At 61.9% G+C, this 24,984-nt stretch carries 24 protein-coding genes; 22 read left to right on the plus strand and 2 right to left on the minus strand.

All coding sequences use genetic code 11. The features are described 5' to 3' along the window. From HHL24_RS39950 to HHL24_RS39985, 10 genes are all read left to right on the plus strand, one after another. The coding region (locus HHL24_RS39950) for an electron transfer flavoprotein subunit alpha/FixB family protein (protein ID WP_206003226.1) at positions 1 to 332 on the plus strand (332 nt) is incomplete at its 5' end. A gap of 409 nt (positions 333 to 741) precedes the next feature. Then, entirely contained in the window at positions 742 to 2,730 is a 1,989-nt protein-coding gene (locus tag HHL24_RS39955) for an AMP-binding protein (RefSeq protein WP_169490793.1), read from the plus strand. Between the two features lie 78 nt (positions 2,731 to 2,808). Continuing rightward, positions 2,809 to 3,594 (plus strand): enoyl-CoA hydratase-related protein, encoded by a 786-nt coding sequence (locus HHL24_RS39960; RefSeq protein ID WP_169490794.1) that lies wholly within the window; start codon positions 2,809 to 2,811, stop codon positions 3,592 to 3,594. 169 nt (positions 3,595 to 3,763) lie between these two features. Further along, positions 3,764 to 4,081: an SDR family NAD(P)-dependent oxidoreductase gene (locus HHL24_RS39965; protein ID WP_206003233.1), complete on the plus strand. Its 318-nt coding sequence runs from the start codon at positions 3,764 to 3,766 to the stop codon at positions 4,079 to 4,081. Between the two features lie 66 nt (positions 4,082 to 4,147). Continuing rightward, on the plus strand, positions 4,148 to 4,930 hold the full coding sequence (locus tag HHL24_RS39970; RefSeq protein WP_206003227.1) for an SDR family NAD(P)-dependent oxidoreductase: 783 nt from the start codon (positions 4,148 to 4,150) through the stop codon (positions 4,928 to 4,930). Between the two features lie 283 nt (positions 4,931 to 5,213). Beyond that, positions 5,214 to 5,540, plus strand: a complete 327-nt coding sequence (locus HHL24_RS44905; protein ID WP_329606818.1) for an aldehyde dehydrogenase family protein — start codon at positions 5,214 to 5,216, stop codon at positions 5,538 to 5,540. Further along, positions 5,450 to 5,833 (plus strand): aldehyde dehydrogenase family protein, encoded by a 384-nt coding sequence (locus HHL24_RS44910; RefSeq protein ID WP_329606819.1) that lies wholly within the window; start codon positions 5,450 to 5,452, stop codon positions 5,831 to 5,833. The genes HHL24_RS44905 and HHL24_RS44910 overlap by 91 nt, the downstream gene beginning before the upstream one ends. Continuing rightward, positions 5,830 to 5,991: a hypothetical protein gene (locus tag HHL24_RS44915; RefSeq protein WP_329606820.1), complete on the plus strand. Its 162-nt coding sequence runs from the start codon at positions 5,830 to 5,832 to the stop codon at positions 5,989 to 5,991. The genes HHL24_RS44910 and HHL24_RS44915 overlap by 4 nt, the downstream gene beginning before the upstream one ends. 233 nt (positions 5,992 to 6,224) lie before the next feature. Then, positions 6,225 to 6,461 (plus strand): hypothetical protein, encoded by a 237-nt coding sequence (locus tag HHL24_RS39980; protein ID WP_169490797.1) that lies wholly within the window; start codon positions 6,225 to 6,227, stop codon positions 6,459 to 6,461. Positions 6,462 to 6,506: 45 nt separating this feature from the next. Beyond that, the gene (locus tag HHL24_RS39985; protein WP_169490798.1) at positions 6,507 to 7,466 is read left to right on the plus strand and encodes a LysR family transcriptional regulator; all 960 of its coding nucleotides are present in this window, start codon (positions 6,507 to 6,509) and stop codon (positions 7,464 to 7,466) included. Between the two features lie 167 nt (positions 7,467 to 7,633). On the opposite strand, the gene HHL24_RS39990 is transcribed toward HHL24_RS39985, so the two are convergent. Both HHL24_RS39990 and HHL24_RS39995 read right to left on the minus strand, forming a co-directional pair. Then, positions 7,634 to 7,936, minus strand: a complete 303-nt coding sequence (locus HHL24_RS39990) for a DUF4148 domain-containing protein (protein ID WP_169490799.1) — start codon at positions 7,934 to 7,936, stop codon at positions 7,634 to 7,636. Positions 7,937 to 8,197: 261 nt separating this feature from the next. Beyond that, complete coding sequence (locus HHL24_RS39995) at positions 8,198 to 9,631, minus strand: aminotransferase-like domain-containing protein (protein ID WP_169490800.1); 1,434 nt, start codon at positions 9,629 to 9,631, stop codon at positions 8,198 to 8,200. Positions 9,632 to 9,894: 263 nt separating this feature from the next. Between HHL24_RS39995 and HHL24_RS40000 the strand changes: the two genes are divergently transcribed. The 12 genes from HHL24_RS40000 (at position 9,895) to HHL24_RS40055 (ending at position 24,983) form a co-directional block, all read left to right on the plus strand. Next, entirely contained in the window at positions 9,895 to 11,094 is a 1,200-nt protein-coding gene (locus HHL24_RS40000) for a pyridoxal phosphate-dependent aminotransferase (protein ID WP_169490801.1), read from the plus strand. Positions 11,095 to 11,311: 217 nt separating this feature from the next. Then, entirely contained in the window at positions 11,312 to 12,028 is a 717-nt protein-coding gene (locus HHL24_RS40005; protein WP_169490802.1) for a transporter substrate-binding domain-containing protein, read from the plus strand. Between the two features lie 112 nt (positions 12,029 to 12,140). After that, the gene (locus tag HHL24_RS40010) at positions 12,141 to 13,019 is read left to right on the plus strand and encodes a PhzF family phenazine biosynthesis protein (RefSeq protein WP_169490803.1); all 879 of its coding nucleotides are present in this window, start codon (positions 12,141 to 12,143) and stop codon (positions 13,017 to 13,019) included. A 91-nt stretch (positions 13,020 to 13,110) separates the two neighbouring features. Next, positions 13,111 to 14,550, plus strand: a complete 1,440-nt coding sequence (locus tag HHL24_RS40015) for an aldehyde dehydrogenase family protein (protein WP_169490804.1) — start codon at positions 13,111 to 13,113, stop codon at positions 14,548 to 14,550. Between the two features lie 266 nt (positions 14,551 to 14,816). Next, positions 14,817 to 16,025: an ABC transporter substrate-binding protein gene (locus HHL24_RS40020; protein ID WP_169490805.1), complete on the plus strand. Its 1,209-nt coding sequence runs from the start codon at positions 14,817 to 14,819 to the stop codon at positions 16,023 to 16,025. 348 nt (positions 16,026 to 16,373) lie between these two features. After that, positions 16,374 to 17,564 carry an ABC transporter substrate-binding protein gene (locus HHL24_RS40025; RefSeq protein ID WP_169490806.1) on the plus strand — a complete coding sequence of 397 codons (1,191 nt, stop codon included), beginning with the start codon at positions 16,374 to 16,376 and terminating at the stop codon, positions 17,562 to 17,564. 24 nt (positions 17,565 to 17,588) lie between these two features. Beyond that, positions 17,589 to 18,461: a branched-chain amino acid ABC transporter permease gene (locus HHL24_RS40030; RefSeq protein WP_169490807.1), complete on the plus strand. Its 873-nt coding sequence runs from the start codon at positions 17,589 to 17,591 to the stop codon at positions 18,459 to 18,461. A 91-nt stretch (positions 18,462 to 18,552) separates the two neighbouring features. Then, on the plus strand, positions 18,553 to 19,581 hold the full coding sequence (locus tag HHL24_RS40035; protein WP_169490808.1) for a branched-chain amino acid ABC transporter permease: 1,029 nt from the start codon (positions 18,553 to 18,555) through the stop codon (positions 19,579 to 19,581). Further along, positions 19,571 to 20,347: an ABC transporter ATP-binding protein gene (locus HHL24_RS40040; RefSeq protein WP_169490809.1), complete on the plus strand. Its 777-nt coding sequence runs from the start codon at positions 19,571 to 19,573 to the stop codon at positions 20,345 to 20,347. Before HHL24_RS40035 ends, HHL24_RS40040 begins: the two co-directional genes overlap by 11 nt. Before the next feature lie 5 nt (positions 20,348 to 20,352). Then, on the plus strand, positions 20,353 to 21,126 hold the full coding sequence (locus HHL24_RS40045; RefSeq protein ID WP_169490810.1) for a branched-chain amino acid ABC transporter ATP-binding protein: 774 nt from the start codon (positions 20,353 to 20,355) through the stop codon (positions 21,124 to 21,126). A gap of 69 nt (positions 21,127 to 21,195) precedes the next feature. Beyond that, on the plus strand, positions 21,196 to 23,274 hold the full coding sequence (locus tag HHL24_RS40050; RefSeq protein WP_206003228.1) for a hydantoinase/oxoprolinase family protein: 2,079 nt from the start codon (positions 21,196 to 21,198) through the stop codon (positions 23,272 to 23,274). Between the two features lie 14 nt (positions 23,275 to 23,288). Further along, positions 23,289 to 24,983, plus strand: a complete 1,695-nt coding sequence (locus tag HHL24_RS40055; protein ID WP_169490811.1) for a hydantoinase B/oxoprolinase family protein — start codon at positions 23,289 to 23,291, stop codon at positions 24,981 to 24,983. Position 24,984 lies beyond the last annotated feature (1 nt).

Raw genomic sequence — 24,984 nt, forward strand, 5'->3', positions numbered from 1 at the left:
GCCGCGGTCTGGGCAACGGCGAGAACTACACGAGGGTTCTGGAGCCGCTGGCCGACAAGCTGAACGCAGCGCTAGGCGCATCGCGCGCAGCCGTCGATGCGGGTTTCGTGCCGAACGACTATCAGGTCGGCCAGACCGGCAAGATCGTCGCGCCGCAGTTGTACATCGCGGTCGGCATTTCGGGTGCGATCCAGCATCTGGCCGGTATGAAAGACTCGAAGGTGATCGTCGCGATCAACAAGGACGCGGAAGCGCCGATTTTCAGCGTCGCCGATTACGGTCTGGTGGGCGATCTGTTCACGCTCGTGCCGGAACTCGAAACAGCGCTCTAAGTCCCTCCGCGGCAGGTCTCACGATGACATGCGCGTTCGCGGACTTCGCGTCTCCGCGAGGAAAACCTTCACCCTCGCGGAGACGCTCGAACCTCCACGACATGCTGCCTCTAACCAATCGTTTCCAAACCTGAACGTTTGCCTGTACGCAATTGCCGCTTCACAGCACGTGAAGCAACTGCTTCGCGAGTCCCGAACCTGCCCTTCGTGATTCGTCAATTGCAGCGCGATGTCACAGTTCGTAGCATGGGGACAAGCTTCGCGGCACGCTGCGCGCCTGCGCCCGTCGTAAGCGACGGGCGGCTCGCATCACTGCATCGCGAGACGTTGTTTGCATGATCAATCAGAAGCAGCACATCACTCGCGAGGGGTCCGCAGAGAGCGGCCACCGCGCACGGAGAGAGACAGGATGGAACAGGTTAACGACCACGCGGAAATCGTCTGGCATCCCGACCCGGAACTCGCGCAATCGAGCAATCTTGCCGCGTTCATGCGCCGGGTCGGCATCGACGACGCCAATCCGGATGGGTACCGGAAACTGCTTGAGTTTGCCGACACCCAGCCGGCGCATTTCTGGAACGAGTTGATCGCGCACGTGGGCATTCGTTTCGATCGCCCGTATTCACGCGTGTTCGATGACAGCCAGGGCGTCGAATGGACGAAATGGTGCGTGGATGCGACCGGCAACGCGGTGCTCAATTGCCTCGACCGCCACGAGGGTGACGCGCACGCCTCGAAGGACGCGGTCGTGTGGGAGGGCGAGGACGGCAAGAAGCGCCGCTGGAGTTACGCGGAACTGGGTGCGCAAACGAGCCGCCTCGCCGAAGGCCTGCGTGCCCTGGGTTTCGGGCCGGGCGACGTAATCGGCGTGTACCTGCCGATGGTGCCGGAAGCGGCCGCCGCCTTGCTCGCGATCTCGAAGATCGGCGGCATTGTCTTGCCGCTCTTTTCGGGTTTCGGTCATGCGGCTATCGCTTCGCGTCTGAACGACGGGCGCGCAGTCTGTTTGTTGACGGCGGACGGCACGTGGCGCCGCGGCAAGCGCATCGACATGAAGCCGACGGTTGATCTCGCCGTGCAGGACGTGCCGGCGCTGCGCCGCGTGGTCGTGCTGAAGAACACCGATAGTGCCTTGCCCTGGGATGCGGATCGCGATCGCTGGTGGCACGAGATCTGTGCGGGCCGCGCGGACGACGCGCCAACCACCATGGTCGATGCCGATGCACCGATGATGGTGATGTACACGTCCGGCACCACGGGCAAGCCGAAGGGCACGGTGCACAGCCATTGCGGCTTCATCACGAAGCTTGCGCTGGACATGGGGCTGTGCGCCGACTACAAGGCCAGCGACCGGATGATGTGGATGAGCGATATGGGCTGGCTGGTCGGCCCGATCCTGATCTATTCGACGACTCTGCTAGGCGCGACGATGGTAATGGCCGAAGGCGCGCACGATTTTCCCGATACCGGCCGGTTCTGGCGCCTGATCGAGGAGAACCGGGCGAGCGTGCTCGGCATCGCGCCGACCATCGTGCGCAGCTTTATCCAGGCGGGCGGCGCGGGCGTCGAGAAATATGACCTGTCGTCGTTGCGGATCGCGTTGTCGACCGGTGAGGCCTGGAACGCAGACGCGTGGCACTGGATGTTCGAAAAGGTCTGCGGGAAACGCGCGCCGATCATCAACTATTGTGGCGGCACCGAAGTAGGCGGCGGCATTGTGACCGGCACGGTCCTGCATCCAATGAAGCCATGCTCGTTCGCGGGTCCGGTGCCGGGCATGGGGGCTGATGTCGTCGATGAAACCGGCCGCCCGGTTGGCGCACGAGGCACAGGTGAACTCGTGCTGCGTCGTTCGTCGATCGGCTTGACGCGCGGACTGTGGCACGACCCGGAGCGTTACATCGAAAGTTACTGGAGCAAGGTGGCTAGCGTGTGGTGGCACGGCGACCGTGCGCATATCGACAGCGACGGTTACTGGTACATCCTTGGCCGCTCCGACGACACGCTCAAGATCGCCGGAAAGCGAACCGGCCCGTCCGAGGTCGAGGCGCTGGTCAGCGCAACGGGTCTGGCCGGTGAGGTCGCCGCGATCGGGGTGCCCGACCCTGTGAAGGGCGAGTCGCTGGTGCTCGTGGCGACGCTGATGCAAGGCGCCGCGGCAACGCCTGAAACCGGCAAGAAACTGTCCGATGCGGTTGTCGCCGGTCTCGGTGTGGCGTTCCGGCCGTCGGCGGTGGTGTTCGTGCCGGACCTGCCGAAGACCCGCAACATGAAGATCATGCGCCGCGTCGTGCGCGCCGTTTTCGCGGGTCAGTCGCCGGGCGATATCTCGTCACTGGCGAACCCTGAAGCGATTGAAACGCTCGCGGCCGCCGTGCGCGCGACGCAGGAACATTGAGCGCGAAGGTCTTCGCGATCCGACATGGGCGCACCGCGGGCACGAACCGCGGTGCGCCAGTAACCAGGGGAAATTTTCATGAGCCGCGAATACCACGACATCATTTTCAAAGCCGAGGCAGGCATTGCCACGATCACGATCAACCGGCCGAAAGTGCTCAACGCGATGCGAGCCGAAACTGCCGAGGAGTTGATCCACGCCATGGCGACGGCCGGCTGGGACAAATCGATCGGCGTGATCGTCCTGACCGGCGCCGGCCGCGCGTTCTGCACCGGCGGCGATCAAAGCGCGCACAACGGCCAGTATGACGGACGCGGTGCGATCGGCATTCCGGTTGAGGAACTGCAATCGATCATCCGCGACGTGCCCAAGCCGGTGATCGCACGGGTGCATGGCTATGCGATCGGCGGCGGCAATGTGTTGGCGACGCTCTGCGACCTGACGATTGCCAGCGAGAGCAGCATGTTCGGGCAGGTTGGGCCGAAAGTCGGATCGGTCGATCCCGGGTTCGGCACCGCGTACCTCGCCCGTATCATCGGCGAGAAGAAGGCCCGCGAAATGTGGTACTTGTGCAAGCGTTACAGCGCGCGCGAGGCAGAGGCCATGGGCCTCGTCAATGCCGTTGTGGCTGACGAAGAACTCGACGCCGAGGTGGCGCGCTGGTGTGCGCAGATCCTCGAGCACAGCCCTGCGGCGATCGCCATCGCCAAGCGGTCGTTCAATGCCGATACCGAGAGCATCCGGGCCATCAGCTGGATGGGCATGCAGACTCTTTCGTACATGTACGACTCGGAAGAGTCGCGTGAAGGGGTGAGGGCCTTCCTGGAAAAACGCAAACCGGAGTTCAGGAAGTTCATGCGCTGAGTACATCTCCGTTGATGTCGGCGCCGACACCCATGCCAAACGGCTTACCCGATGTTGCAAAGAGAAATGAAGCCGCGCTTGTCGCGGCCCCAATGAGACAGAACCCGGAGGCGTTGTGATCCATGATCATGCACTCGTAACTGGCGGCGCGCGTGGTATTGGCCGCGTAATGGTCGAACGTCTTGCGCGCGACGGATTTGCGGTGTCCCTCGTCGACAACAACGGCGAACTGGCGGAAAAGGAAGCGCGCAGCTTGCGGGAGCAAGGCCTGAAGGTCGACGCTCACGCCGTTGACATCACTGACGTTGAAAAAGTCCATTCCTTGATCGACGCATTGCCACCGCTCACGGCGCTGGTCAACAACGCATCTCCCCAACGGCGCTTTCGAGCGCTGTTGCGGCTGCGCACGCTCCTTACCCGACACTTCTCCTCCGGTGAACCGGCGCTTCGCCAGTCACAAATTGAAGTAAGCCTCTCCCGACCGTAGGATTTTCACGAGCGTGGTCATCAGTCCCATCACGGGGCGGTCGAAATGAATTTCAGGAGACAGAACGTGCAGTATGCAGACTTTGAAAACAAGGTAGCCCTCGTTACCGGCTCGTCGGGGGGACTCGGCTTGCGCATCGCTGAGAAGCTCGCGGCGAATGGCGCGACCGTGGTGATCAACAGCCGTTCGAAAGAGAAGGCCGAGGAGGCGGTGGCCGGTCTGCGCGCGATTTCCGACAAGGTGAGTTACGTGCTCGGCGATTGCGGCGACTATGCAGCTGCTACGCGCATCGCCGAAGGTGCAGCCGCTATCAATGGCGGCATTGATATCGTTGTGAGCTCGGGAGCGCAAGGGTCGGTAAGCCCGATGCCGTTCGCCGAAATGACCGGTGCGCAACTCGTCGAAGCGTTCGAATCACGCTTCTTTGCGCGGGTCTTTCCGGTTCATGCGGCCGTGCCTTATCTGAAGGTGCGCGGCGGCTCGATCGTGATGGTCGGTACCGACGCAGGCCGGCATCCGACACCCGGCGAATCGATCGTCGGGGCAGTGGGGGCCAGTGTGATCCTGATGACAAAGGCGCTGGCGAAAGAGTTCTCGCGTTGGCAGATACGGGTGAACAGCGTCTCCTTGACCCTCACTTCCGATACGCCTTCCTGGGACCGTATTTTCGGTCAGGAGAATTTCCAGAATCGACTTTTCAGCAAGCTGGTAGAGCGCTTTCCGTCCGGCCGTGCACCGACCGCAGAGGAGGTGGCGCGGGTTGCGGTGTTCCTCGCGTCCGAGGAAACGGCACAGGTCACGGGACAAACCATCAGCGTGAACGGCGGCCTGTCGTTCGGCGGCTGGTAATCGTAGTGGGCATGCGGCAACCGGTTCGCGCAGCGGATGTCCAGTAGCACCCCAGCAGGATTCTCATTGAAGGAGACCTGCTGGCCGCCACGTTATTGCTCGATCTGTTACGCCGCGAGATGTTCGCGGCCGACGTCGAGCATTTTGAGTTCAAGACGCTGCGACCGCGCATCAGAACAGATTCCCTGCTTCTGCCATTGAACGCCCCGCCTTTGCATTCATCCTGTTGGGCGTAGAACTCACGCCCGTCTTCCAATAAAAGTCGATAACCCGGAGACACATCATGAAGATCTATCAAACCCTGATCGGCGGCGCGTGGGTCGACGCGCGTGGCGGGGATACGTTCGAGACGCACAATCCGTTTACCGCCCAGCCTTGGGCGCGCATTCCTCGCTGTGGCGCGCAAGACGTGAATCGCGCGGTGGCAGCGGCAAAAACCGCCTTTGAGTCCGGTGCCTGGGCAAGCGCGACGCCGACGATGCGCGGCGCGATGTTGCGGCGACCAAAATCGCAGCCAGCATGTCGCGCACGCTCGCTCCGACCTTGTTCGAACTGGGCGGAAAGTCGGCCAACATCGTCTTTGCAGACGCCGATATGTCCAATGCGATAAAGGGCGTGACGGCAGGCATCTTTGCCGCTTGCGCTCAGAGCTGCGCAGCGGGATCGCGCGCGCTCGTGGCGCGGCCAATCTACGACGAGTTCGTCGAGCGTCTGGTGGACTATGCGTCGCAAGCGAGACTAGGTGACCCGATGGACAGCCATACCCAGTTGGGGCCGGTCGGTAATCTGCCGCAACGCCAACGGATTCTCGACTATATCCAGGTCGGCCGGAACGAGGGCGCGGAAGTTGCGTTCTCAATACTTATCGGACTGTCAGCTACCTGGTACCGTTCGGCGGCATGAAGCGTAGCGGCCATGGCCGTGAAAACGGCCCCGGCGCGATCGAAGAGTTCATGCAATTGAAGAGCTACTGGTTGAGTTATGCGCAGGCAGAGCCCGAGCCTTTCATCATGCGTTTGCAACGCCCGGGCGAATCGCCCGTCGGGGCGACACGGGGCTGAGAATAGGCGCTCGTACCGGCCGCTGCGGTTCTATCTTTTCGTACTGGGCTGGGTCGAGATAGATACTCCGCGGCGCGATGTCCAGGCATTCTCCAAAGGCGAATCGCCCCTTCTCGACGCAGCAATTGAAGGCCATCCGCACAGCTTCTAACATTCAATGCAAGGACCGGGGAATTTGCTTTTCGTGAAAGGAGGCAACCGGTCCGGCAGATGCGAGACGGATGGAGGCAGAGATGAAAACCGGAGAGAAGTCTTTACGTTTTCTGGTCGAAAAGTGGCTTGCTCCAAGTGCGGCGATGCCAGCCCGGGTAACGCAGTTTATCCACACGCGCGGCAATCCGTGGCGCTATGTGTGCGTGGAAGCCGCACAGCCTGCTGGCGTCCTGGCAATTTTCTTCTTTCGGCACGACGACGGTTCATGGTGCGTGTTTCCGCCGGCTACCAAACGCCCCGCAATGGGCGCGTATTGACGCGACGCGCCCGCCATGTTGGCCGTGAGTAACCAGAGTTCCGGAATGGACACACTTCAGAACATGCGCATATTTGTCAGAGTGTGCGAAACAGGTAGCTTCACCGCTGCATCGCAAGGGATGTCGGTCACTACCGCTTACGCGTCGCGGGCAGTCTCGATGCTCGAAGCACATTTGCGCACACGACTATTGAACAGAACCACGCGGCGTATCGCACTAACGGGAGCTGGCGAATGCTACCGGCAGCGCTGCGAAGAAATTCTCGCAAGCGTCGATCGTGCGGAAGCGGAGGCAGCGGACGCGCACGCGCGTCCGCACGGTCTTCTGCGGATTCATGCGACGTCGAGTGTCGGCCAGCACTATGTCGTACCGGCGATCACCCGGTATCAATCGAAGCATCCGGGCGTTTCAGTCGAGTTGACCCTCGCGCAACGCGTTCCGGATCTGCTGGAGGAAGGCTATGACGTCGCATTGGTAGTCGCGCCGGCATTGCCCGATTCAGGTCTGGTCTCACAACATCTTGGCCGAACTTACAGCGTTCTGTGCGCGGCACCCGGCTATATTCAGGAACACGGTTTGCCGGAGTATCCGTCAGATCTGACGCGCTACAACTGTGTGCGATTGCTGACGACAATCTTCCCGTCGGACCGGTGGACCCTCACAGGACCCAGCGGCGAAGAGACGATTGGGTTCGAGGCGTCGACGTTTCAGGTGAATACCGCCGAAGCGCTTGCAGCCTGGATTCGCGACGGCGGCGGTATAGCGCCATTACCGGTGCCCTGTGCGCTGCCTGCCTTGCGCGAGGGAACGCTGGTCCGGGTTCTGCCGCAGTACCGGTTGCAGGCGTTGAATATTTACGCGCTGTACGCGTCGCGCCAGTATCTGGACGCAAAGATCAGAACCTGGATCGATCTGTTTCGCGAAGAATTGCCCGCTGTGCTGGGGGCCGACGAGGCAGAGATAGAGGCAATGTGCGCGCCAGTTGAGCACGCATCGGCTGCTTAGGCTGTGGCGATACGAGCATTCGCTGGGACGAAACGACGTCTTCGAAAATCGCAAATTGAAGCACGAACCTGTACTTCGTAGCCTGTGATGACATCACGCACGGCGCGTATTGTGTGACCGCGAATTCCAACACGCTTCGCAGTTCCGAATAGCATTCGGCGTTCGCTTCAAGGAAGCGTCGCGTTGTTCATGCCGGACCGGTTAGATACGATGTCCGGCGCGTTGTCGCGAACGCGCTCCGTTGCCTGATTTGTTCGAAACGTATCTTCCGCTTGAATCTGCTGTTCGGTTGCGTGAAGGTTCTCTGGATAGTTGACCCAGTCGTTTGGCCGGTATCCGGCGCGGGTTGCCTGTGTCAGTTCCGCACGAACTTGCGCGCGCGTGACGGGTTGGGTCGCTTGTTGCGCCAACGAAAGTGCGGGGAGCGCTAAGGTCGCTGCCGCAATGGCTGCATAGACGATTGGTTTCATGAATTCGGCTCTACGTGTTTTTGGTTATGTTTGCGACCCAAGGATCAGCGAAGCAACGATTTGAATGTAGCATTGAGAAAGAGCGGGACAAACTTCGACTTTGCAGAAGATTGTTGCAAAAAGAGGGGGCTTAGGTCCAACCCGACCCGGCTGCGAATCCCGGCGGCCCAATGTGACGGCGTCTGTGACGCCATCGTTGCTGACGACGATGGCGCGGTCGTCATCCCCTTTTTGATTCACGTATCCACGCCCCCAAGCCGCTCAGCCCTCGAGCAGCGCCTGCGCGAGCCGCCCCAATCGGCGGACGCCGTCTTCGATGTGGTCGTTCCAGGCATGCCCGGCGCTCAGCCTGAGGCAATTGCGAAAGCGCCGGCTTGCGGAGAAGACGTCACCGGGCGCGAAGCAAATGCCTTGTTCGAGCGCCTCGTCGAAGAGCGCGCGCGAGTCAAAGCGCCTCGGCAGTTCCAGCCAGAGCATAAACCCGCCTGCTGGCCGGCTCACCTTTGTGTCGGTCGGGAAGCTTGTCTCGATCGCACGCGTCATACGCCCGACGTTCTCTTCGAAGATGCGCCGGACGCCGCGCAAGTGTGCATCGTATGCGCCGCTTTCCAAAAAGTCCGCTAGCGCGACCTGAGGCAAGACAGGACAGCAGAGACTGAACGCCAGCTTGCGTTCCATCACCTGTTGCGCGTAGGCGCCCGCCACAATCCAGCCGACCCGATACCCGGGTGCAAGGCTTTTCGAGAACGAGCTGCAGTAGATCGTATTAGCGCCGCCGTCGAGCGCGATGAACGGCTTTGGCCGCTCGCGACCGAAGTGGATGTCGCCGTAGACGTCGTCTTCGATCAGGGGCACGGCATGCCGCGCGAGCAGCGCAAGGAGCGCGCGCTTGTCGGCTTCGGCCATCGCGCAGCCTAGCGGATTGTTGAAATTCGACGACAGCACGCAGGCGGCCACCGGTTCCGTGTCGAGCAGGCGGGCGAGCGCGTCGACCTCGATGCCGCGCGTCGGGTCGGTGGGCAGCTCGAATGCCTTCAGGCCAAGCACTTCGAGAGTATGGAGGAGGCCAAAGTAAGTGGGCGATTCGATCGCAATCGAATCGCCCCGCTTGGCAACAGCGGTAAGCGCGAGTGTCAATGCCTCGGTGCAGCCGTTCGTGACGAGCAGGTCGTCGGGCGACAGCGCGTGCCCGAAGTGCATCGCCCGCTTCGCGATTTCGCGGCGCAGGCGGGGGTCGCCTTGCGGTGCGCAATAGATGTTGTAGCGCGTGCCGTGTTGACGTGCGGCACGCGCGAGCGCGAGGTCGAGCCGCTTCGATTGCAGCAGCGCCGCGTCGGGTACGGCGCAGCCGAGCGGCACCAGCACCGGGTTCGATACGTGCTCGAGCAGTGCCGCGACGGCTCCGCTGATCGACACGGTCGACGCTTTCGCGCGCGGCCGCGAGACCGAAGGCAACGCGAGTGCGCCGCGGCGCGAGCCCGCGACGTAAAAGCCTGACTGCGGCCGTGCGACCAGGATGCCGCGATCCTCAAGCAGGCGATACGCCTGTAACACTGTGGAGATACTGATGCTGTGCTGTTCGCTGACGGCGCGCACGGATGGCAGACGCGTGCCTGCCGTGAGCGCGCCGTTGTCGATCATGCCGACGATCAGCTCGGCCAACTGCTCATAGCGGTACGGAGTGGGGGTGTCCATGAAAGCGCTCATAACGGAGTCATCCACGATTATCGATCCGGCGCCCCCGCTCGCCAAGGGGAATTGTGATGGTCCATTTCGCGGAAAATTGTGACTGTTATGGTCGACCGGTCGGCGCTACGATGCATGGGTTGCGATCGCGTCTGAAGGAGCCGGGGTGCTGCGCACAGCGATAACTGCTGTCAGGGCCAGGCTGGAACGGCTGTTTGGCTGTTTGCAACGATCGTCTGACAAACAATTCACAGCAAATGCAAGGCAGAACCATGCAAGGTATTCAACGGAATGTCGACGAACGACAACAGTCTGGCCTCAGCGAATCGAATCCCCTGGCGTGGCACGGGCGATTTCCTCGCAACGAGATCATTTCACTTCTCAACGTGAATCGGCCGTTCAACCTGGCGGAGAGCACGTCGCAGGACCTGACGGTCGGCGAACTCCTGTGTCTGCCGGGTCTCGAGGATATCCGCAATCTGAAGCTCGGCTATGGCACATCCGCTGGTTCGGTCGCGCTTCGCGAGGCAATTGCCGAAGGCTGCAACGTTCCAGCCGAGCAGATCATCACGACACAAGGTACGGCGCTCGGTCTGTTTCTTCTCGCTTTCGAAGTTTGCCGGTCCGGCGACGAGGCTGTCCTCGCGACACCCTGCTTTCCGCCGAGCCGTGATTGCCTGCTCGGAGCCGGCGTTAGCGTCCGCGAGATCAGGCTGTCATTCGAGAATGGCTATCGGCTGGATCTGGACCAGATCGACGCGAGTCTGTCGCCGAAAACGAGGCTGGTCAGTATCGCTTCGCCACAAAATCCAGCTGGTATCCAGACGTCTCGTGCCGACGTGGAGAAGCTTCTCGTGTTGCTGGAAAGGCGGGCTCCAGACGCGATACTTTTCATCGACGAGACCTATCGGGAGGCCACCTATGGCGACAATGCGGTGCTCGAGAGTTGCGCGGGACTCGATCCACGTATCGTCACCGGCGCGTCGGTATCGAAGGCGCTCGGCGCGCCGGGCTTGCGCACGGGTTGGCTCACCGTGGCGAACGCGGATCTGCGGGAGCGTCTGGCCGTCGCCAAAATGAACACCGTGATCTCGGGATCGGTACTTGACGAGACGCTCGCCACAGCGCTTCTGCGCAACAGGGAAGGTGTGCTCGCACCGCGACGCCGGTTGCTCGCCGGTGCGCTCCAGGAACTGGCGCTTTGGTGCGAGAGCGAGCGCGAGCGCATCGAGTGGGTACGCCCTGATGCCGGCGCGTTATGCTGCCTGCGCCTGCGCGCCGACGCATTTGACGACGTTGCTGTCACGCGTTTCTGGGACCTGCTGCCGGGTCATGATTTGCAACTGGCATCCGGCGCATGGTTTGGCGAAAGCAGCCGTGTATTCCGGCTGGGCTTTGGCTACCTGCCGCCCGCGCGCCTCGGACCCGCACTATCCGCTCTTTCAACGGTCATGGACGCCGCTACGGCATGAGGTGCCGGCATAGCGTGGAAGCATCACGATGAAACTTGTCCGATTTGGTCCGCCCGGCGACTACATGAAGGAACGCGACAGCATCACTCGCGGAATCGAGGGGCTCGGTTCACAGCGCTGTGTGGTTCAGGCCGCAGTGTCATCGATGTACAAATGAATCGCCACGCTCGACGGCGGGCGACCGGGATCTTAACTGCTGGACATGTGGAGGACAGCAATGAAAGTAAGAATCGCGTATCTCGAGGAACCGCCTTTCTACTGGACGGGTGAAGATCGTTTGGTGACGGGGGCCGACATCGAACTGGCCGAGGTGGTGCTTCGGGCGATCGGTGTGTCCTCCATTGAACATCAGTTGACCTCGTTCGAAGAACTTCTGCCTGGCGTGCAGGAAGGCCGGTGGGACATGAACGTACCCATTTTCGTAACCGCTGAGCGCGCCGAGCGGGTTGCGTTCAGTGTGCCGGTCTGGGCGCTGGGCGACGGATTCCTGCTTCGTCAGGGCAATCCGAAAGCGCTGACGAGCTACGGGGCCGTCGCGGCACGGAACGACGCGCGGCTTGGAATCGTCGCCGGGACGGTTCAGCTCGACTCTGCAAAGTCGGCCGGTGTGAGCGATAGCCAGATCGTGGCGTTCAAGGGCCAAACCGACGCGATCGACGCGCTGCTCGCGGGAAAAATCGACGCCTACGCGAGCACGGCGGTTGGAAGCCGTGTCCTTGCCAGTGCCAATATGGAACTGGAAGTGGTCGCGCACGAAAAGAGCAAGGAAGCCGGTGCACCTGTCGGCGCGTTCTCGTTCAGCAAGAGCAATCCTGACCTTCTGCAGGCGGTGAACGGGCAACTTCGCAAGTACCTTGGTTCGGCTGATCACCGTGCCCGTATGGCGAAGTACGGTCTCACACCGACGGAGCTCGACAGCGTGAGCGCAGCCTGAACGGAATGATGCACCGGGCCGCGCGGATGACGCCCGTGCAACGCCCGGGGCAATCCCCGGCGCAATCCCCGGCGCAATCCCCAGAGGTCCAAGCAAGCCAGACGAGGCGAACATGAAACGATCTTATAAAGTGGTTGACGTCTTTACCGCGAAGCCGCTTCTCGGCAATCCGGTGGCCGTGGTACTGGACGCGGAGGGCCTGACCACTGACGCGATGCAAGCTGTCGCGCGCTGGACCAACCTTTCAGAAACGACATTTGTCCTGCCGCCCACTACAGCCGGGGCCGACTATCTTTTGAGGATCTTCACGCCGCGTAGTGAGCTTCCCTTCGCCGGACATCCGACCCTGGGTAGTGCTCACGCCGTCGTGGAAGCTGGGCGCGTCACACCGCCCGAAAACGGTCGATTGATTCAACAATGCGCCATCGGTCTCGTTGAATTGACGCTCGAGCAGCGAGGCGCGGAGCGCCAGCTCACGTTCAACCTGCCGCCCGCGAAGTTGGAGCCGCTGCACGCGGCAGATGTGGCGGAGCTGGAGCTGATTCTCGACTGCAAAGTGGACCTCAAGACTGCGCCAGGCATCGTGAATGTTGGCGCCATCTGGATTGTGGCGCATCTGAACGATGCCGCCTCCGTACTTAATCTTCAGCCGGATTTCGCACGGTTGGCGGAGCTCGAGCGCCGCCTCGGCGTCACGGGCCTGACCGTATTCGGCACGCGCGAGCATGGAGACGATGCCGCAATCGAAGTACGTACCTTCGCGCCGTCCTGTGGAGTGGAGGAGGATCCCGTTTGCGGAAGCGGGAATGGCAGCGTGGCTGCCTTCCAGTGGCAGCGCGGCCTGTTGCCGCACGGCGGAACAGATTATGTGGCTGCTCAGGGACGGCGCGTCGGTCGAGATGGACGAGTCAACGTAAGCGTGGATGCGAACGGAAATGTGCGCATCGGCGGTTCTTGCGTCACATCTGTGGAGGGCTCGCTGACGGTCTAGACAGGTACCGGACGCGAGGCGCGCTGAAACAGGTTGCGCGTTGGCTTCTGGCATTTTCCGCATTCGCAAGAAAGGACGCAGGCGCTTCGACATGAATTCCGCATTCCCTATCGACTCATCGCCCGGCTTTATCCCGGTCACCAATCCCTTCGATGGCGTTGAAGTTGGCACCGTCGTGAACATCCCGCCGGAAGGCGCGCAGGTGCTGATCCAGACCGCGAAGGAGGGCGCGCGCGTTTGCCGTAATCTGTCCCGTCACGAACGGGCGCGCGTACTCGAGACCTGCGCATCGCTCGTGGAGCGTGATAGGGACGCGTTTGCCAGTCTCATCGTCGCGGAAGCGGGTAAGACGATCAAGCAGGCCCGAAAGGAAGTGCTGCGGTGCGTGAACACCCTCAAGCTATCCGCCGATGAGGCGCGTCGAAACGCAGGCGAGGTCGTGCCGTTCGACGCGTACGGCGGATCGGAAAATCGGCAGGGATGGTTCACTCGGGAACCGCTCGGCATTATCGTTGCCATCACGCCGTACAACGATCCACTCAACCTGGTTGCACATAAGCTCGGGCCGGCGATTGCCGGCGGCAACGCCGTCGTTCTCAAGCCGTCTGAATTCACGCCGCTTTCGGCGATCAAGCTCGTTGGATATCTGGTGGCGGCCGGCATGCCACCGAACGTCGTGTCGGTTGCGACGGGTGGCGCAGCGCTCGGCGAAGCACTCGTCTCATCCCGGGACGTCAGAATGGTTTCCTTCACGGGTGGATTCGCAACCGGCGAGAGAATAGCCAGCTCCGCAGGCCTCAAAAAACTTGCGATGGATCTGGGCGGTAACGCACCCGTCATCGTCCTGGATGACTGCGACCTCGAGGACGCCGTTGCGTCGTGCGTGTCTGGCGCGTACTGGGCCGCAGGCCAGAACTGTATTGGCACGCAACGCATTCTGATCCAGTCGTCCATCTATGACGCGTTCAGGACGCGTTTCGTTGCCGGCACCAAAGCGCTCAAGACGGGCAATCCCGCGATGCCTGACACGGACGTTGGGCCGATGATCACGGCTCAGTCAGCGGCCCGCACGAGACGCGTGGTGGACGCCGCGATCAGTCAGGGAGCCACACTGCTGTGCGGCAATACTCAGGACGGTTCGCTTTACGCTCCAACGGTACTTGAGGACGTCAGCTTCGAATGCGACCTGTGGAAGCAGGAAATATTCAGCCCGGTTGTCGTTCTTCAGCGGGTGGAGACACTGGATGAGGCACTGTCGCTCGCCAACAGCTCCGAATACAGTCTGCATGCCGGCATCTTCACAAACGATCTGCATGCCGCGCTCAAGGCAGCCGACAGGCTGGAGGCTGGCGGGGTCATGATCAACGACTCGTCGGACTACCGATTCGACGCCATGCCGTTCGGAGGATTCAAGTACGGAAGCCTCGGCCGCGAAGGTGTCAGGTTTGCGTACGAAGAAATGACTCAACCGAAAGTCGTGTGCATCAGGAAGGCGGGATATGGCAACCATGAACAGTCAGCAACGGCCTGATAAGGATGCACCGGCAAGCCTTTCTTTCGCCAGTCCAAAACCGGTCATCCGAAAATGAGAGGGATACGGTTCAGGTTGGACCATATGTAGCCGTCGCCATCCAGAAGATCCGGCTCTTCGATACATGGGCCTGCGCAGCTTGGCGTGGGGCTAGCCGAAGCGGCCGATATCAAGAAAGTTGATGGCGCGATCTGCATCTCCTATGGGTGGCGTTTTTTGGTGTCTGTAAGTTGACACCAGGAATCAATCCGCTCGATGGAGAAGCCATGGCTGAACGACTGCAGAAAAGGCGATGCGCCGCAATCACACTGGCAACACTTGCGCTCTGCGGCGTGCTTGCCGCGTCGTGCGCGTTCGCGCAGGATGGCCAAGGCGAAAGCGGGACGATCAAGATCGGCATCGTAAGTCCGCAAAGCGGCGCCAATTCCCGGTATGGCGCATTCGCGTGGAAGGGCGCGCAACTCGCAGCTGAAGAGATCAACGCAGCCGGCGGCGTACTGGGGCGGAAGATCGTACTGGTGAGCGGCGACAGCCAATGCGCGCCCGCCGAGGGCGTGTCGGCCACGCAGCGCCTGATCCGCTTTGATCACGTCTCGATGATCATCGGCGACGTGTGCAGTTCGGTCACCCTCGCAATGCAACCAGTTGTCGAATCGGCAAACGTCATTCTGATGAACGCGGCGTCGTCGAATCCGGAAATCACGTACCGGGCCGGCGTAGGCGGCTTCAAGTGGACTTTCCGCAACTATCCCACCGATGAGCTTCGCGCGGCTATCGCACTGCAATACGCGGTGCAGAGAAGGCACTATACGAAGTTCGCCGTGCTCTCGGTCGACTCCGACTACGGCCGCGGCGCCATCGCCTTCACGAAGAAATATCTGCCACGGTATCCCGCCGAGATTCTCAGCGAAGACTATTACAAGGAGACGGAAACCGACTTCCGTCCGGTACTCACAAAGATCAAGTACTCCGGCGCGCAGGCCATCATCCTGTACGGGCAAGCGGACACGACGCCGATCATCGCGCGGCAGATGTTCGAGATGGGTCTTGCGGGCAAAGTCGGGTTGGTGGGCAATGGAGAATTCGCAAATCCGGTGACCATGGCCGCCGCACCGCGTGTGATGGAAGGCGCCGTCGAAGTGGCTGCGTGGTTGCCCGAGTGGCAGAACCCACGGAGCCGCGCATTCGTCCGGGAATACCAGAAGGCCTATGACGGCGAGGTTCCGAGTGTCCAGGCGTATTCGCCGTGGGAATCTTTGCATCTGCTAGCGCGAGCCGTACAGGAAGCGGGAAGCGTCGACAATGACAGGATCCGTCGTGCGCTTACGGAGATCAAATACGAGGGTGTGATGGGGCAGGTGACATTCGACGATCACCAGCAGGCCATCTTGCCGATGGTGCTCGTTGAGGACGCTGACGGCAAACCTGTGATCAAGGGCGCGATGTACTCGAAGGTGGACTATCCCCGACGCTAACCCGTACGCCCATCTTGCCTGGCTACGCACGAGACAGCCCGCGGCCGTCTCGTGTTATGCGCTCTAACTGTTTTCCGCCCGCTGTTTTTTCCACTTCTCCCCGTTCTTCATTGCCAGCCGCCTTGATGCCCGGCTGCGTCCGCACGTCCGTCACAGCCATTGCGTCGCCCTGGCAGCGCAGTGGCGCGCTCGCGTGCCACAGCTTCCTGTTCCCCGTGTTGCTGCGCTGCGGCGCACGCTGCCCCATCACGATCTTTTATAGCGGGAGCAGCATTACGTATTGGTCCAGGCTTTTTGATCCAGGTACCTTTGATTCCAACGCAAATTCATATCCGCTGGAGAGCCCCTATGAGATGGAAATCGTCAGGCAGTCGGCTTGGCAAAGTGGTTGCGGCGCTGGCGGCCACGATCGTGACGGTGAGTGCGGTCGCGTCGGAGCAGGATGGCGACGTGATCAAGATCGGCGTGGTGAGCCCGCTGAGCGGCGCCAACTCCCGCTACGGCGCATACGCGGTGAAGGGCGCCGACCTGGCCGTCAACGAGATCAATGCCGCGGGTGGCGTACTCGGCAAGAAGCTGGAACTGGTTCAGGGGGACAGCCAGTGCGTACCTGCCGAGGGCGTGTCTGCCACCCAGCGGATGATCCGGTTCGACAATGTCTCGATGATCATCGGCGATGTTTGCAGTTCGGTCACGCTGGCGATGCAGCCAGTTGTCGAGCAGGCCGGCGTGCTGCTGATCAATGCGGCGTCGTCGAATCCGGAAATCACTTACCGGGCGGGCGTCGGCGGTTATAAATGGACGTTCCGTACTTATCCCACGGACGAGGTGCGTGCCGCCGCAGCTTTGGAGTTCGCCGTTAGCAAGGGCTATACGAAGTTCTCAGTATTGTCTGTTGATACCGATTTCGGCCGGGGCGCGATCAACTTCACCAAAAAGTATTTGTCGCGCAACCATGCGCAGATTGTGAGCGAGGACTACTACAAGGAGACGGAAACCGATTTTAGGCCGGTGCTGAGCAAGATCAGGTATGTCGGCGCGCAGGCCATCCTGATGTACGGCCTCGCGGACACCACGCCGATTGTGGCGCAGCAGATGCACGAGATGGGCCTCGCCGGCAAGGTCGCACTCATCGGCAATGCTGAATTCACTACGCCCAGCACGATCGCAGCGGCGCCCGACGTGCTCAACGGGGCGATCGAGACCGTGGCATGGCTGCCGTCGTGGCCCGACCGTCGCAGCCTCAAGTTTGTCGCCGACTACAAGAATGCCTACAGCGGCGACATGCCGAACGTGCATGCATACACGCATTGGGAGGCGGTGCACCTGCTTGCCCAGGCGATCAGGAACGCCCACAGCACGAAAGACAGTGACGTGCGTGCAGCGCTCATCAAGATCAAATATGACAGCGTCATGGGTCCCGTCACGTTCGACGACCATCAACAAGCGGTCGTGCCAATCGTGCTGCTCGAAGTGGTTGGCAACAAGGCGGTCAACAAGGGCGTGCTGTCTTCCCGTGTCGACTATTCGGCGCACTGAACCCGCAGTCTGGAGCTTTCGCGAATGGGCTACTTTATTTTTGAACAGATCGTCAACGGAGTGGTAACAGGCTCCGTCTATGCCTTGATAGCGGCAGGCATGACGATGATTTTCGGTGTGTTGCGGGCAATCAATTTCGCTCATGGCGAGTACTACATGCTCGGAACCTTCGCCGCGTGGTACGTGGTGTCGAAGCTAGGCATCGACTACGGCGCGTCGATCGTCATCGCGGTCGCGATCAGCGCGCTGATCGCCGCGCTGATCGGGCGACTGGTGATGCAGCGTCTGGTCAATGCGCCGTTCCAGTCAGGTGTGCTTGCGACACTCGGCATCTCGCTGATCCTGCAAAACGCCGTGATCCTGGCGTTTGGCGGCGGCTACAAGGTGTTTCCGGGTGGCTGGCTCGATCCTGTGCAGTTCTTCGGCATCGGCATGGCCCAGCAGCGCATCGTACTCGTGGTAGCGGCGCTGGTGATGTTCGGCGGTCTCGAGTTGATGGTGCATAAAACGCTGATGGGCAAATCGATCCGCGCGGTGTCGCAAAACCCCGAGTGCTGCCAGGTCATCGGCATCGATGTTGAAAAAGTGGTGCGGCGCACCTTCGTGCTGGGCACCGCGCTTGCCGCGTTCTCCGGCGCCTTGACCGGACCTATCAACGTCAGCCTGTATGGCGGCATGGGCGAGTCGATCACGTTGAAGACATTCGCGGTGATCGTCATGGGCGGGATGGGCAACGTGCGCGGCACGCTGTTCGCCGGCTGGATGCTCGGGATCGCCGAGAGCCTGGTCGCCGGTTCGATTGGCTTGCAGTACCGCGATAGCGTCGGCTTCATTGCACTCCTGCTGATGCTTATGTGCCGGCCCACGGGTCTCTTCACTGCCAAGGCGCGCTTCTGATCATGCTCCACTGCACTTTCTCGCATGCATGTTTGCGCAATGCTGCAACCGGATGCCGACGGGCTCCGTCCAACCGATTGGAATACTAATCATGTCTACCACTCTCGATACGCTGACGCCTGTCCCGCGTCATCTGCCGGCCCTGCGCTGGAGCGGGGCGATCGCGGTTGTCGCAGCGCTGGGCGTCGCACCCCTCGTGCTTGGCGGTTATTACCTTCACGCGCTCATCATTGCGATGATTTTCCTGCTCCCCGCGCACGGCCTGAATCTGATTCTCGGCTACACCGGCATGCTGTCGCTGGCGCAGGGCGTGTTCTTCGGCATCGGCGCCTACGTGTCCGCCTTGCTGTCGCTGCACTTCGGGACGTCGTTCGCTTTCAATCTGGTGGCGAGCGGGGTGATTGCCGCCGTGATCGCCTTGCCGCTCGGTATCCCGGCGCTGCGCTTGCGGACCTATTCGTTTGTGATGTGCACGCTTGGCTTTGTCGTCATCGCGCAGACCGTCGCGAAGAACTGGATCGGCATGACGCGCGGCGATATGGGCCTCGCCGGCATACCTCAGCCCAGGTTCCAGTTCGGCGCCACGGTGCTCAACATCAACACCATTCCCTCGTACTACTACCTGGCGCTCATCGTCGCGGTCCTCGCGACCCTCGGGTTCTACGCCTTGATCAAATCTCCGGCTGGCCGCTGCATGGTGGCGATCCGCGATAACGAAGTGCTGGCGGAATCGCTCGGCGTGCCAACATGGGCATACAAACTGGTGGTGTTCATGCTGAGCGCACTGTTTGCCGGCATGGGCGGGAGTCTTTACGCGCACTACATGACGGTCGTGAGCCCATTGGTTTTCCAGATGTACTACTCGACCACGATCCTCGTTATCGTGCTTGGCGGCGGCGTCGGCCGGGTGCCGGGTGCGGTGATCGGCAGCCTGCTGTTCGTCGCCTTATCCGAGGCGCTGCGGATCACGCCGGAGCTGCGCATGATCATCTACGGCTGCGTCCTGTTGTTGCTGGTGTTCAGCGTGCCAAACGGTCTCGCGCCGCTGCTCGACCGCGGCCTCGAACGCCTTGCCCGGATTCGCCCCGTAACGCGTGGAGGACAGACCCATGGTCACTAATCAGGACACGATTCTCAGCGTCGAGGGTCTGCGCAAAAGGTACGGCGGCGTGCCCGCACTGCGAGGGGTCGATTTCAGGATCCGGCGCGGCGAAGTGTGCGGCCTGATCGGCCCCAACGGCTCCGGCAAGTCGACGCTGTTCGATTGCTGTACCGGACTGCAACGTAGTGACAGCGGCAAGGTGGTGTTGAACGGCCGCGACATTACCAGGTGGTCGATGAACCGCATCGCCCGTGAAGGACATCTGGTCCGCAGTTTCCAGAAGACCGTGGTCTTCCACAGCTTGAACTCTGAAGAGAACCTGATATTGGCAGGACAGATGTCGAGTTTCCCCGGCCTCCTGTCGACTTTCTCGCTCGGACCGGGGGCGGCGCGTCGGCTGCGCCGTCTGCGTGAACGTGCGGCCGAACTGATCGAGATCTCCGGACTGCAGCGCGTTGCGCATCTGCCTGCCGGCAACATGTCCGGAGGCCAGCAGAAGCTGCTCCAGTTCGCCTCGATGTTGATGCCGGAGCCGGAGTTGATTTTGCTCGACGAGCCGCTCGCCGGCATTAACCCGATCCTGATCGAGAAGGTGATCGACAGCATCCGCGAGGCGAACCGCCGTCTCGGCGTGACCTTCGTCGTGATCGAACACAACACCGATGTGCTGATGGACTTGTCGCACCGGGTGATCGTGTTGCATCAGGGCACCAAGCTCGCTGACGGCGATCCGGAATCGATCGTGCGCGATCCGCAGGTTATTGAAGCCTATCTGGGAGTGTGACGGCAATGATGCTCGAAATCGATGGCCTGCGCGCGGGCTACGGTCACCTGGAAATTCTGCAAGGTGTCGACCTGCGCATCAAACATGGCGAATTCGTCACCTTGCTCGGGCCGAACGGCGCCGGCAAGTCGACTTTGCTAAAGACCCTGTTCGGGATGACAACGCACAAGGGCGGTTCGATCCGCTGGAAGGGCGAGGATCTTGCGGGCAAGCGTCCGCGAGCGTTTCTGTCGCATGGGATTGCGTACGTGCCGCAAGGCCGCTGCAACTTTCCTCTGATGTCGGTCGAGGAGAACCTCGAGATGGCCGCGTGCACCGTGCGTGATTCGGAAACGCGTGCCGAGCGCGAATACTGCTATGACCTCTTTCCCGTGCTGCGCGAGCGGCGCGACCAGTACGCCGGCAACCTCTCGGGCGGCGAACAGCAACTCCTCGAGATGGCCATGGCCGTACTGCGCCGGCCGCAAATCCTGCTGGTCGACGAACCGTCGGTCGGGTTGTCACCGCAGGCTGTCGCGCTGGTGTTTAACGAACTCAAGCGCCTTCACAAAGGCGGTCGAACCATCCTGCTTGTAGAGCAGAACACGCGCAAGGCTATGGAAACCGCTGAACGCGCCGTCGTGCTGCGTCTCGGCAAGGTGATCTGGGATACCCCGGTTGGGGAGTTGAGTCAGGAAAAACTCGGTGAACTGTTTATGACCGGGCACGGACATGCCCACATCGCGGCCTCTCCGGCGCCGCCTGGAGGGCCTCTATTGAACGGCAAGCCGGCACTTTAACGCACACGTCAACTCACATTTTTTGTAGTGAAGGCCCATACGGGCGACACGATAGAGGGAAAAGAGATTATGAAGCTCGCTTTTGATACTGGGGGTACGTTCACCGACTTCGCGATGGCGGCCGAGGACGGGACGATATTGCTACACAAGGTTCTGAGCACACCGGACGACCCGGCGCGTGCGGTGCTGCAAGGCGTCGACGAACTGCTGGAGCGGGTGCGTGCCGGCAACGGCAGTACGGTCGCGCCACAGATCCTCGGTGCGACGACGGTCGTGACCAATGCGGTGCTGGAGCGTCGCGGCGTCGAAACCGCCTTCATTACGACCGATGGTTTTCAGGACATGCTGCGGATTCGCACCGAAGGCCGCTACGACTTGTACGACCTGAGGATCCAGTATCCCGAGCCGCTGGTGCCGCGCGACCTCTGCTTCGGTGCAGACGAACGGGTTACCGCGGACGGCGTGATCATCCAGTCGCTCGACGAAGCCAAGGTACTGGCGATCGCCGCGCAACTGCGTGACGCCGGCATCCGCTCGGTCGCCGTGTGTCTGTTGCATGCCTACAAGTATCCGCAACACGAGCAGCGCATCGGCGAACTGTTCGCGAGTGTTGCTGGCGACATTTCCGTCTCGCTGTCGTCGTCGGTCTGTCCGGAGGTGCGCGAGTTCGACCGTGCGTCGACCACGGTCGCCAATGCCTACACGCAGCCGCTGATGGTGCGCCACGTGGATCATCTCGAGCGCGAGTTGTCCAAACGCGGCGTCAAGAGCCAATTGCTGTGGATGACCTCAAGCGGTGGCGTCGTGCCCAGTTCGACTGCGGCGCGGGTGCCTGTGCGTCTGATCGAATCGGGTCCCGCGGCGGGTGCCGTGGCGGCGGCTGATTATGCGCGCACGGCCGGCGAGCACAGCGTGCTGTCGTTCGACATGGGCGGTACGACCGCCAAGCTGTGTCTGATCCCGAACGGCCAGCCGATGATCGCGAACGAACTCGAAGTCGCGCGCTATGAACGTTTCCGTAAGGGCAGCGGTTTCCCGCTGAAGATCCAGTCGATCCACATGATCGAAATCGGCGCGGGCGGCGGCAGTATCGCGTCGCGCAGCCCGCTCGGTCTGCTCCAGGTAGGACCGCGCAGCGCCGGGGCTGCACCTGGCCCCGCGTGTTATGGGCGAGGCGGAACGGAACCGACGGTCACCGACGCTGACCTGTTGCTCGGGTACGTCGACGAGCATTCGTTCCTCGGTGGCGATTTTGCCCTCGACCGGCCGTCGGCGAAGTCGGCTATGGCGCGCCTTGCCGACAACCTCGAAATCACGGCTGAGCGCTGCGCGTGGGGCATCCACGACATGGTCAATGAGAGCATGAGCAAGGCCGCGGCGATGCAGGCGACGGAAAGCGGCGTCGATCCGCGCGCGTTGCCGCTGATCGCCTTCGGCGGTGCGGGGCCGGTGCATGCATATGGCGTTGCACGCAAGCTCGGCATCCGCAAGGTGATCTGCCCGCTCGGCGCGGGCGTGACCTCGGCGATCGGATTGCTCGGCGCGCCGGTGGCGTCGGACCTGTCGGCGAGCCGTCCGCTCGCGCTGGCGTCGTGGGACCCTGCGGTGATCCATGGCGTGCTCGATCCGCTGGTTGCCCAGGGTCGCGAGGTCGTGACGGCAAGCGGCGTGCCGTTGGAGAACATTACCGCCACCTTTACCGTGGACATGCGCCACGTCGGCCAAGGCCATGAAATCTCGGTCGCTCTGCCCGACCAGGATCTGGCGTCGGCAGGCTTCGTCGAGGAACTGCTTGCGCGCTTCTATACCGCATACGAGGCGCTGTATGGCCGCACGGTGTCGGGCTCCGAGGTGGAGGTCATCACCTGGCGCGTGCGCGTGAGCGGGCCTCGCTCTCACGTGACGACCGGCCACATCGGCGGCGGGCGCGGCACGAAGAAGGACCCGCTCAAGGGCAGCCGGCCAGTCTACTTCGATGAACTGGGCCAATACGTCGAAACCCGTGTGTACGACCACTACGCGCTGACGCCGGACATGCAGATCCAGGGCCCGGCCATCATCGAGCAGCGTGAATCGACCGTGGTCGTTGGCCCGAGCGCCACGGCGTCGGTCGATGCGCAGCAAAATCTGATCATGCTTCTCGCTTGAGCAAGGAAACCGTCATGTCTATTCGCAATCCCGATTTCAACGATCCGATCACCCTGCAGGTCATGTGGGATCGTCTCGTCTTCATCGCCGACCAGGCCGACAGCGCGCTGGGGCGCACCGCTTTCTCGCCCATCGTGCGCGAGAACCACGACTACGTGACCGTGCTACTCGACGCGAAGGGGCGTGCGCTCTCGCAGTGCACCTGGTCGATCCCGGTATTCATTACGTCGCTGCCGATGGCCGCGCAGAACTACTTCCTCAAGGCCTTCCCGCCGGAGACGCTGGAGCCGGGCGACGTGCTCGCGACCAACGATCCGATGATCGGCACCGGGCACTTGCCGGATCTGGTGATGCTGACGCCGATCTTCCGCAACGGCCAGATCGTGGCGTACGCGGGCAGCATTGCGCACTTGCCGGATATCGGCGGCCGGCCGCAGTCGCCCGATTCGACCGATATGTTCGAAGAAGGGATTCGTCTGCCGATCCTCAAGCTGTTCAAGGCTGGCAAGCCGAACGAGGACGTGTTCTCGGTGCTCGAGGCGAGCGTGCGTTTGCCGCATGAAGTGCGCGGCGACATTCAAAGCATGGTGGCGGCGAACGAGGTGATCCACCGGGAGCTGACTCGCTTCATGGATGAGTACGGTCTCGACAATCTCGAAGGCTTGGGCGAAGCGATCCACGGCCGCTCGGAGCGTTTCATGCGTCGCGCGATTGCCGAGCTGCCCAACGGTAAGTACGGCGCCGAGGTCACCCTCGATGGCTTCGAGACGGACGTGTATCTGCGCGTGAGCGTCGAGGTGCGCGACGATTCGATTCACGTCGACTATGCCGGCACGTCGCCGGAAGTGGCGCGCGGCATCAACGTGATGCCGCACTACCGCGTCGCGCACAGCGTCTATGCGCTGAAATGCCTGCTCGATCCGGAGACGCCGAACAACGAAGGCTGCATGATCCCGATCACGGACGAGGCGCCGGCCGGCTCGATTCTGAATCCTGGCCGCACGGCGGCCGGCAGCGCGCGCAACCTGATCGGCCACGTGATCCCGAGCCTGATTTTCCGCGCCTTGCAGAACGTGCTGCCGGAGCGCACCCAGGCCGACAGCGGCGGCGCGCCGATCTGGGGCGTCAACTGTCAGGGGCAGCGTGAGGATGGCAGCGCCTACGGCAGCATTCAGAACTTCCACGGCGGGCAGGGCGGACGTTCCGCGATGGACGGCAACGATACCCTCAGCTTCCCGTCGAACTGCAAGGTCACACCGATAGAAATGTATGAGATCGCGGTGCCGATTCTCACCGAGCGCAAGGAATTGATCGCCGACTCGGGCGGAGCCGGCAAGTATCGTGGTGGCCTCGGTCAGCGCGGCGTGCTGCGCAACCTGTCGTCGCGGCCGATGAACATCTATCTGAGCACCGAGCGCGTCAAGCATCCCTGTTTCGGCGTACTCGGGGGGCAGTCCGGGCGTGCCGGCGCGGTACTGCGCGACGGCGAGGCGGTGTTCGCGAAGGGCAAGATGGTGCTCGAACCGGGGCAGCAACTGGTGCTCGAACTGCCGGGCGGCGGCGGATGGGGCAACGCAAGTGAGCGGCCGCGCGAGCTGATCGAGCGCGATTTGCGCGAAGGTCTGGTGAGCGCGGAGCGGGCGAAGGCCGACTACGGGTATAGCGGCCCAGCCGTGGACGGCGCTGCCGCCGGCAATGGAGGGCAATGAT

The sequence above is a fragment of the Paraburkholderia polaris genome, from assembly GCF_012927345.1.
Classification (GTDB): Bacteria; Pseudomonadota; Gammaproteobacteria; order Burkholderiales; family Burkholderiaceae; genus Paraburkholderia; species Paraburkholderia polaris.

What these genes read in the sequence shown, in the direction of transcription:
- HHL24_RS40000 (WP_169490801.1), top strand. Translation starts at nt 9,895, where the DNA reads ATGCAAGGTATTCAACGGAATGTCGACGAACGACAACAGTCTGGCCTC.
- HHL24_RS39960 (WP_169490794.1), top strand. Translation starts at nt 2,809, where the DNA reads ATGAGCCGCGAATACCACGACATCATTTTCAAAGCCGAGGCAGGCATT.
- HHL24_RS40025 (WP_169490806.1), top strand. Translation starts at nt 16,374, where the DNA reads ATGAGATGGAAATCGTCAGGCAGTCGGCTTGGCAAAGTGGTTGCGGCG.
- HHL24_RS40020 (WP_169490805.1), top strand. Translation starts at nt 14,817, where the DNA reads ATGGCTGAACGACTGCAGAAAAGGCGATGCGCCGCAATCACACTGGCA.
- HHL24_RS39990 (WP_169490799.1), bottom strand. Translation starts at nt 7,936, where the DNA reads ATGAAACCAATCGTCTATGCAGCCATTGCGGCAGCGACCTTAGCGCTC.
- HHL24_RS39980 (WP_169490797.1), top strand. Translation starts at nt 6,225, where the DNA reads ATGAAAACCGGAGAGAAGTCTTTACGTTTTCTGGTCGAAAAGTGGCTT.
- HHL24_RS40050 (WP_206003228.1), top strand. Translation starts at nt 21,196, where the DNA reads ATGAAGCTCGCTTTTGATACTGGGGGTACGTTCACCGACTTCGCGATG.
- HHL24_RS40015 (WP_169490804.1), top strand. Translation starts at nt 13,111, where the DNA reads ATGAATTCCGCATTCCCTATCGACTCATCGCCCGGCTTTATCCCGGTC.
- HHL24_RS39985 (WP_169490798.1), top strand. Translation starts at nt 6,507, where the DNA reads ATGGACACACTTCAGAACATGCGCATATTTGTCAGAGTGTGCGAAACA.
- HHL24_RS44905 (WP_329606818.1), top strand. Translation starts at nt 5,214, where the DNA reads ATGAAGATCTATCAAACCCTGATCGGCGGCGCGTGGGTCGACGCGCGT.
- HHL24_RS40030 (WP_169490807.1), top strand. Translation starts at nt 17,589, where the DNA reads ATGGGCTACTTTATTTTTGAACAGATCGTCAACGGAGTGGTAACAGGC.
- HHL24_RS39995 (WP_169490800.1), bottom strand. Translation starts at nt 9,631, where the DNA reads ATGGACACCCCCACTCCGTACCGCTATGAGCAGTTGGCCGAGCTGATC.
- HHL24_RS44910 (WP_329606819.1), top strand. Translation starts at nt 5,450, where the DNA reads ATGTCGCGCACGCTCGCTCCGACCTTGTTCGAACTGGGCGGAAAGTCG.
- HHL24_RS40045 (WP_169490810.1), top strand. Translation starts at nt 20,353, where the DNA reads ATGATGCTCGAAATCGATGGCCTGCGCGCGGGCTACGGTCACCTGGAA.
- HHL24_RS40010 (WP_169490803.1), top strand. Translation starts at nt 12,141, where the DNA reads ATGAAACGATCTTATAAAGTGGTTGACGTCTTTACCGCGAAGCCGCTT.
- HHL24_RS40040 (WP_169490809.1), top strand. Translation starts at nt 19,571, where the DNA reads ATGGTCACTAATCAGGACACGATTCTCAGCGTCGAGGGTCTGCGCAAA.
- HHL24_RS40005 (WP_169490802.1), top strand. Translation starts at nt 11,312, where the DNA reads ATGAAAGTAAGAATCGCGTATCTCGAGGAACCGCCTTTCTACTGGACG.
- HHL24_RS40055 (WP_169490811.1), top strand. Translation starts at nt 23,289, where the DNA reads ATGTCTATTCGCAATCCCGATTTCAACGATCCGATCACCCTGCAGGTC.
- HHL24_RS39965 (WP_206003233.1), top strand. Translation starts at nt 3,764, where the DNA reads ATGGTCGAACGTCTTGCGCGCGACGGATTTGCGGTGTCCCTCGTCGAC.
- HHL24_RS44915 (WP_329606820.1), top strand. Translation starts at nt 5,830, where the DNA reads ATGAAGCGTAGCGGCCATGGCCGTGAAAACGGCCCCGGCGCGATCGAA.
- HHL24_RS39955 (WP_169490793.1), top strand. Translation starts at nt 742, where the DNA reads ATGGAACAGGTTAACGACCACGCGGAAATCGTCTGGCATCCCGACCCG.
- HHL24_RS40035 (WP_169490808.1), top strand. Translation starts at nt 18,553, where the DNA reads ATGTCTACCACTCTCGATACGCTGACGCCTGTCCCGCGTCATCTGCCG.